The sequence below is a fragment of the Streptomyces sp. NPDC052043 genome (assembly GCF_044548235.1).
In the GTDB taxonomy this organism is placed as follows: domain Bacteria; phylum Actinomycetota; class Actinomycetes; order Streptomycetales; family Streptomycetaceae; genus Streptomyces.
Window position 1 is genome coordinate 329246 of record NZ_JBIUBT010000010.1, and the last position, 6782, is coordinate 336027.

The 6782-nt window shown below is 70.6% G+C and carries 8 protein-coding genes; all 8 read right to left on the reverse strand.

The features are described 5' to 3' along the window. Position 1 precedes the first annotated feature (1 nt). On the reverse strand, positions 2 to 1060 hold the full coding sequence (locus tag ACIHCX_RS25715; protein ID WP_400033283.1) for an NAD-dependent epimerase/dehydratase family protein: 1059 nt from the start codon (positions 1058 to 1060) through the stop codon (positions 2 to 4). 245 nt (positions 1061 to 1305) lie between these two features. Beyond that, positions 1306 to 1404: a 30S ribosomal protein bS22 gene (locus tag ACIHCX_RS25720; RefSeq protein WP_003948845.1), complete on the reverse strand. Its 99-nt coding sequence runs from the start codon at positions 1402 to 1404 to the stop codon at positions 1306 to 1308. A gap of 174 nt (positions 1405 to 1578) precedes the next feature. Beyond that, positions 1579 to 1791 (reverse strand): helix-turn-helix domain-containing protein, encoded by a 213-nt coding sequence (locus tag ACIHCX_RS25725; protein ID WP_161329789.1) that lies wholly within the window; start codon positions 1789 to 1791, stop codon positions 1579 to 1581. Positions 1792 to 1920: 129 nt separating this feature from the next. Then, entirely contained in the window at positions 1921 to 2736 is an 816-nt protein-coding gene (locus tag ACIHCX_RS25730) for a phosphatase (protein ID WP_400033285.1), read from the reverse strand. 101 nt (positions 2737 to 2837) lie between these two features. Next, positions 2838 to 4010, reverse strand: coding sequence for an acetoin utilization protein AcuC (locus ACIHCX_RS25735; protein ID WP_400033287.1), 1173 nt, complete (start codon positions 4008 to 4010; stop codon positions 2838 to 2840). Next, a complete protein-coding gene (locus ACIHCX_RS25740) occupies positions 3961 to 5190 on the reverse strand; it encodes an MFS transporter (RefSeq protein WP_400033289.1) in 1230 nt (409 codons plus the stop codon). The genes ACIHCX_RS25735 and ACIHCX_RS25740 overlap by 50 nt, the downstream gene beginning before the upstream one ends. 60 nt (positions 5191 to 5250) lie before the next feature. Continuing rightward, the gene (locus ACIHCX_RS25745) at positions 5251 to 5922 is read right to left on the reverse strand and encodes a VC0807 family protein (protein ID WP_400033291.1); all 672 of its coding nucleotides are present in this window, start codon (positions 5920 to 5922) and stop codon (positions 5251 to 5253) included. 93 nt (positions 5923 to 6015) lie between these two features. Further along, positions 6016 to 6660, reverse strand: a complete 645-nt coding sequence (locus tag ACIHCX_RS25750; RefSeq protein WP_400033293.1) for an HAD family hydrolase — start codon at positions 6658 to 6660, stop codon at positions 6016 to 6018. Between the last annotated feature and the right edge of the window lie 122 nt (positions 6661 to 6782).

Sequence of the window (6782 nt, forward strand, 5' to 3'; positions counted from 1 at the left end):
CTCAGTCGGCGCTCTGCGTGGGGTGGCCACTGCCCACGTGGGACAGCGCGGCGATCCGGTCGACGGCCCCCGCGAGGGCCTCCGGCGGCAGCAGCCCGGGGCCGCGGACGCGGGCGAACTCGGCGAAGGTCTCCGCGGTCGTGTACTTGGGTGCGAAACCGAGTGTGTCGCGCATCTGGTCCGTCGCCACGACCCGGCCGTGGGTCAGCAGGCGGATCTGCTCGGGTGAGAAGTCCGTCATTCCCAGCGTACGCACCAGTGAGCCCGCCCACGTCACCGCGGGCAGCAGCAGCGGCACCGTGGGGCGTCCCAGCCGCCGGGAGCACTGCGAGAGCAGCAGCACGCCGTCGCCGGCGATGTTGAACGTGCCGCTGTTGAGCGTGGCCCGACGCGGCTCGTGCGAGGCGATCCGCAGCACCTCGATCACGTCGTCCTCGTGGACGAACTGCAACCGCGGGTCGTAGCCGAACACCGTCGGCAGCACCGGCAGCGAGAAGTACGAGGCGAGCGGGGTGTCCGCCGTCGGACCGAGGATGTTGGCGAACCTGAGCACACACACGGCGACGTCCGGCCGCCGCCTGGCGAAGCCCCGCACGTACCCCTCGACCTCGACCGCGTCCTTCGGGAAGCCGCCGCTGGGCAAGGACTTGGGCGGGGTGGTCTCGGTGAACACCGCCGGATCCCGGGGCGCGGAGCCGTAGACGTTGGTGCTGGACTTGACCACCAGCCGCTGGACGGACGGGGACTTCTGGCAGGCGCCCAGCAGCTGCATGGTGCCGATGACGTTGGTCTCCTTGACCAGGGCCCGGCTGCCGCTGCCCAGCGCGGTGCCGGTCACGTCCATGTGCACCACCGTGTCGGCGGACGTCTCGGCGAGCACCCGCGCGATCGTGGGCTGCCGGATGTCCGCCTGGACGAAGTCGGCGCCGCCCAGATGGTGCTCGGGCGGGACGGCGTCCACGGCGACCACCCGGTCGACCTGCGGATCACGCTGGATGCGGCGCACGAACCGGCCCGCGAGCTGACGGGCCACTCCGGTCACGAGCACGACCTGTCCCAAGATCAGCGCCTTCCTTCCCGCCTGGATTCCCGCCGGGTTCCCCGTGTGCGGCCAACCTATCGGGTGGAGGTTGCGCTGCGGCGACCGCTCGATGCGGGACGTGACGGCAGGTACGTGCGTGCGAAACAAATCGAGCCATCATCCGCGGCGGCCGGCCGGCCCGGAACGCACGCGACCCCCCACCGGATGCGGTGGGGGGCCACAAACACGCTTTCGCGTTGGCGCGTACCTCGCGCGACCGGCGTCTACTTCTTGTTGCGACGCTGGACGCGGGTGCGCTTGAGCAGCTTGCGGTGCTTCTTCTTGGCCATCCGCTTGCGCCGCTTCTTGATAACAGAGCCCACGACTACCCTCGCTCACTTCTCATCACTCGGTGTTTGGGCGCCATGGGCCCACACGACCTACGAGGGGCTAGCCTACCCGCCCGAGCGCCGAGGTCGTAATCGAGGTGATCGGAGGGATCCGGAAGTGTTCCGTACTGCCCTTCACGGACCCCTCCTGATCGTCGTCGATCGTCGTCAGGCGGTTTCCACCCCCACGTAGCTCTCGCGGAGGTACTCGTGAACCGCTTGCTCCGGGACGCGGAAGGACCGCCCCACCCGGATCGCGGGCAGATGACCGCTGTGCACCAGGCGGTACACGGTCATCTTCGACACTCGCATGACCGAGGCGACTTCCGCCACGGTAAGGAACTGAACCTCGTTCAGAGGCCTTTCGCCAGTTGCAGCCATGACACACCTGAACCTTCCGCACTCGACGGCCACCGGCTTCCCCTTCCGGTGACTCTTCGTCGCTGCGTGCTCACTCCCCAGACTAGGGGCGGGTGATGCGAGTGGGGAAGAGGTGTACGCAACGGCGGCCTACCGTGACAGACACGCCCGATTGAGTACGTAGCGGGCCAGTGGGCGGTAGTAGGCGGGCCGTACGCCGTCATCAAGTGGAACGACGACGGACACGCGCCCCTCCGCCTGCCCGACGAAGAGCGCGGGGTCGTTCGTGTCCGCCGGCCCCATGGCCTCGAACCCCAGCTGACCTGCACCGCAGACCCAGCCGTGATCCCCGATCACCAGTTCCGGCAGGAGGCCGCCGGCGTCGGCCGCCGCCGCGAGCGCCAGCCGAACCGGGAGCGGTGAATGCGTGTGCGCGCCGGGCTCACAACCGGAGCGTTCGATGCCGGGCGGCCGGACCAGGGCGACTCCCCGTACGTACTCGAGGCGGTACGTGCGTAGACCGAACCGGGTCGTTATGTCGACACAGCGACCCTGCGCGGGGGTGAGGACGGTACACCCCGCCGCCGACAGGGCGTCCGCCAGCGCGGCGTAGAAACCGAGCAGCCGGTGCGGGTGCCCGGTGCCGAGCAGCACGGGGGCACCCCGCCGCGCCGCCGCACCGAGCCGGTCCGCGAAGGCGTCCAGCGCGGCCAGCGTCAGCTCCGGGTCGATCACATCGGGTCCGGCCCGGTACCGCGGATCGGCCGAGACACCGCACCTCTGCGCCATCAGCTCAATCAAGTCCCGCTGCTGCCAAGCCCCTTCGGGATCGATCCCGATCAGCACCCGGGGGTCCCGGGCCGCGAACAGCCGATAGCTGCGCAGGCCGGCCTCCCGTGTCGTGGCGACCACCCCGGCGAGACGGGCCCTCACCAGATGGGCGCGCAGCGCCGCGATGCTCAACACCCGAGCGATGCTGACGCACGGCACCCGCGGCCGTCCGAAGAACCCGGGAACACCGCACAGTCGGCCTAACCTGACGGCCCGTTCACCGGCGGGACCGGGTGCTACGGCAGCAGGCCCCGCAGCGGGAACACCGCCCGCCGGGTCGCCAGGACCGCCTGGTCCAGCCGGTCCGCCGGGTCGTACCCCGCCTCCCAGTCGGCCCAGGACACCGGCCACCGCCCGTCGGTCATCCGCATCGGGCCCAACTGCCGTGTCCGCGCGTACACCGTCTGCCGCCAGCTCTCCGGGATCACCGTCTCCGGGTCCACCGGCCGCCCCGCCGCGATCCCCACCAGATGCGTCCACGACCGCGGGACGACGTCCACCACCGCGTACCCGCCCCCGCCCAGCGCGACCCACCGCCCCTCGGCATGCTCGTGGGCCAGCTCGTGGCACGCCATCTGCACCGCCCGCTGCGCGTCCAGCGACACCGTCAGATGCGCCAGCGGATCCTCGAAGTGCGTGTCGGCCCCGTGCTGGGTGACCAGCACCTGCGGCCGGAAGTCGGCGACCAGTTCCGGCACCACCGCGTGGAACGCCCGCAGCCACCCGGCGTCCCCGGTCCCCGCCGGCAGCGCCACGTTCACGGCCGTTCCCTCGGCGGACGGGGCCCCGGTCTCCTGCGGCCATCCCGTCTGCGGGAACAACGTCCGGGGGTGCTCGTGCACCGAGATCGTCAGGACCCGCGGGTCCTCCCAGAACGCGGCCTGCACGCCGTCACCGTGGTGCACGTCGGTGTCGACGTACACGACCCGCTCGGCACCCAGCTCCAGCAGCCGCGCGATCGCCAGCGCGGCGTCGTTGTAGACGCAGAAGCCCGACGCGGCGCCCGGCATCGCGTGGTGCAGCCCGCCCGCGAAGTTCACCGCGTGCGGCGCGTCCCCACGCCACACGGCCTCCGCCGCCGCCACCGACTGCCCCGCGATCAGCGCGGACACCTCGTGCATCCCGGCGAACGCCGGATCGTCCAGCGTCCCGAGCCCGTACGCCTCGTCCGCCGCGCCCGGGTCCGCCGAAGCCGCCTTCACCGCGGCGATGTAGTCCTCCCGGTGGACCAGCCGCAGCGTCGAGTCACCGGCCGGCCTGGCCGCCACCAGCTGTGTCTCCCGGTCGAGCCCGAGGGCGCCGACCAGCTTCCGGGTCAGGAAGAGACGGACCGGGTCCATCGGGTGGTCCCGGCCGAAGTCATAGCCCGTTACCGCCTCGTCCCACATCAGCTGTGCGCGGCCGCTCATGACCGCCACCGTATCGGTCCGATCGCGGCGCGAACGACCCGGCGCACACCGACGTCACCAGCACCAACACCATGGGCACCAGCATCGCCCCGCGGTAGCTCCACGTGTCGCCCAGCACGCCCACCAGCGGGGAGCCGACCAGGAAACCCACGTAGTTGAAGACGTTGAGCCGTGCGACGGCCCGGTCCGACGCTCCGGGGAACAGGCGCCCGGCCGCGGCGAAGGTCTGCGGCACCAGCACGCACAGGCCCAGCCCCAGCAGTGTGAAGCCGACCATGCCCACCCAGGGTCCTGGCGCCCCGGCGACCACGGCGAACCCCAGCGCCGCCACCAACGCGCCCAGCCGTACGACGGCCACGGCACCGAACCGGCGCACCCCGGTGTCCCCGATGCCCCGCCCCACCAGCGTGGTGACCATGTAGACGTTGTACGGCACCGTCGCCAACTGCTCGGAGCTGTCCAGCGTGTCCTGGAGGTACTTCGCGCTCCAGTTGGAGACGGTCGAGTCCCCGATGTAGGCGAACGTCATCACCAGGCAGAGCGGCAGCAGCAGCCGGAACACGAGCGTCCCGCCGTCCTTCCCGCCAACCTCCTCGCCGGCCTTGCCCGGTGCGGGAGCGGGGTCGGCGTCGACGTACCACCGGCTGCCCACGAGGACCGCCGGCAGCAGCACGGCCACCACCGGCAGGTACGACACCCACAGCGCAAGGTGCCAGTGCGCCCCGACCCAGGCCAGCGAGGCGCCCACGATCCCGCCGAGGCTGTAGACGGCGTGGAAGCCGAGCATGATGCTGCGCCCGTACGCCCGCTGGAGGCTCACCCCGAGCATGTTCATCGAGGCGTCCAGCACCCCCACGGCCAGCCCGAACGCGGCCAGCGCGGCGCCCAGTTCGGCGACCCGGCCGCCCGCCCCGACGCCGAGCAGGGACAGCAGGACGACGGGCTGGGACCAGCGCAGCAGCCGGCTGGGACGGACCCGTTTCACCAGGTGCTCGGTGGTCGTGCTGCCGATACCGGCGAGGATCGGCACGGCGGCCAGGAAGACCGGCAGCAGCGCGTCGGACACCCCGTACCGGCTCTGGATGGCCGGGATGCGCGTCACGAGGAGAGCGAAGGCGACGCCCTGCGCGAAGAAGCTGAACGCCAGCGAGGCCCTACCGCGCCGCAGCACATCAGTCATGGCGGCGAGCGTAGGGCCCTGGGCTACCTGTGGGTAGGTCCGGTGAAAGATGAATTCTGCTCAGCTTCGGGCGAGGGCGACGCCCTTCGAGGCCTCGTTCGTCTCGGCGATCAGCATGTGCGCCATCGGCCCGGCGGCCAGAGCGCCGCTCACGAAGAACCCGATCACCATCGAGACCGCCAGGATCACGGTGCCGAGCCACACCATGGTGTCCACCGGAAGCGTGTAGGCACCCACGACCCGCACCACGCACTCAGCGAGCAGCACCACGCCCCACACCAGCGAGAACACCTTCTCCGCCCGCCGGAACTCCGCGGATCCGGCCGCCAACCGCGCCCAGGCGGCCTCCCGTGCCGCGTCGCCCTTCACCAGCCAGGGCTTCATGCCCACGGTCATCATCGGCCTGCCCAGCGCCACGGACACCAGGATGCCGACGCCGATCGCGCTGCTGACGCCGCTGTCCTTGGCGACCATCAGCCGCGGGTCACCGGCGACGAGACTGAGCAGCAGTCCGACCACGTTGACGAACAGGATCAGCGCGGCGAACGCGTTGACCCTGCGCTCCCTGGCCACGGCCCACCCGATCCGCAGGGCCGGGACCACACTGCTCCATCCCAGGGCCGCCAGCGTGCTCATCCCGAACCCGTTCTTGAGCAGGTAGTACCCGCCGACCGGCACCGCCACATCCACGAGCAGAGGGGCGAGGCTCGCGCGCTTCGTGTTCGTCGTCACGCTCAAAGCTTCGCGGGCGAGGGGGGTCCGCCAGTAGAAACGATCGTCCAGAGCTCCGCATGACAATTGTCAGTGCGTCGGCGGTGGCCGGCGTCATGTCAGCAGGTCGGCCAACTCCTCCATGCGCGTGAAGAGTTGAGTGGCATCCGCGAGCTTTTCGGCCGGGGTCATCGCGGTGAACCCGAGGACGTCCATCCCCGCCGCCACGGCGGCACGGACACCCAGCGGGGAGTCCTCGACGACGACGCACCGCTCCGGGGCCACTCCCATCCGGTCGGCCGCGTGGAGGAACAGGTCCGGCGCCGGCTTGCCCCGGCCCACGTCCTGCGAACTGAAGATCCGCTCCTCGTCGAACCACCGGTCCAGGCCGGTCGTCCGGTGCCCCACACGGATCCGCTCATGACTTCCCGAGGACGCGACACAGTACGGAGTCCCGTCCACCGTCAGCTTCTCCAGTACGTCGGCCGCACCGGACACGGGCTTCAACTCCCGCTGGAACGCGGCGAAGACACGCGTGTGGAAGACATCGTCGAAGTCGTCCGGCAGCCGCTTCCCCGTCCGCTCCAGGACGAGGTCGTGGATCCGGTGCATCGCCGACCCCATGTAGTCACGGATGGAGTCCTCGTACGAGGTGGGGTGCCCCAGCTCGGTGAGGTAGGCGGCGAGGAGCCGGTTGGAGATGGGCTCACTGTCGACGAGAACGCCGTCGTTGTCGAAGATGACGAGGTCATAGCGCATGAGTACGAGCCTAGGCGAGTGCCGGCGGGCCCCGAACGCAGAAAGCCCCCGTGCCATTGGCACGGGGGCTTTCTCACAATTTGTTCGGCGGCGTCCTACTCTCCCACAGGGTCCCCCCTGCA

Excerpts from the sequence above, each read along its gene's own strand:
- ACIHCX_RS25725 (WP_161329789.1), bottom strand. The coding sequence starts at position 1,791 with ATGGCTGCAACTGGCGAAAGGCCTCTGAACGAGGTTCAGTTCCTTACC.
- ACIHCX_RS25735 (WP_400033287.1), bottom strand. The coding sequence starts at position 4,010 with ATGAGCGGCCGCGCACAGCTGATGTGGGACGAGGCGGTAACGGGCTAT.
- ACIHCX_RS25740 (WP_400033289.1), bottom strand. The coding sequence starts at position 5,190 with ATGACTGATGTGCTGCGGCGCGGTAGGGCCTCGCTGGCGTTCAGCTTC.
- ACIHCX_RS25750 (WP_400033293.1), bottom strand. The coding sequence starts at position 6,660 with ATGCGCTATGACCTCGTCATCTTCGACAACGACGGCGTTCTCGTCGAC.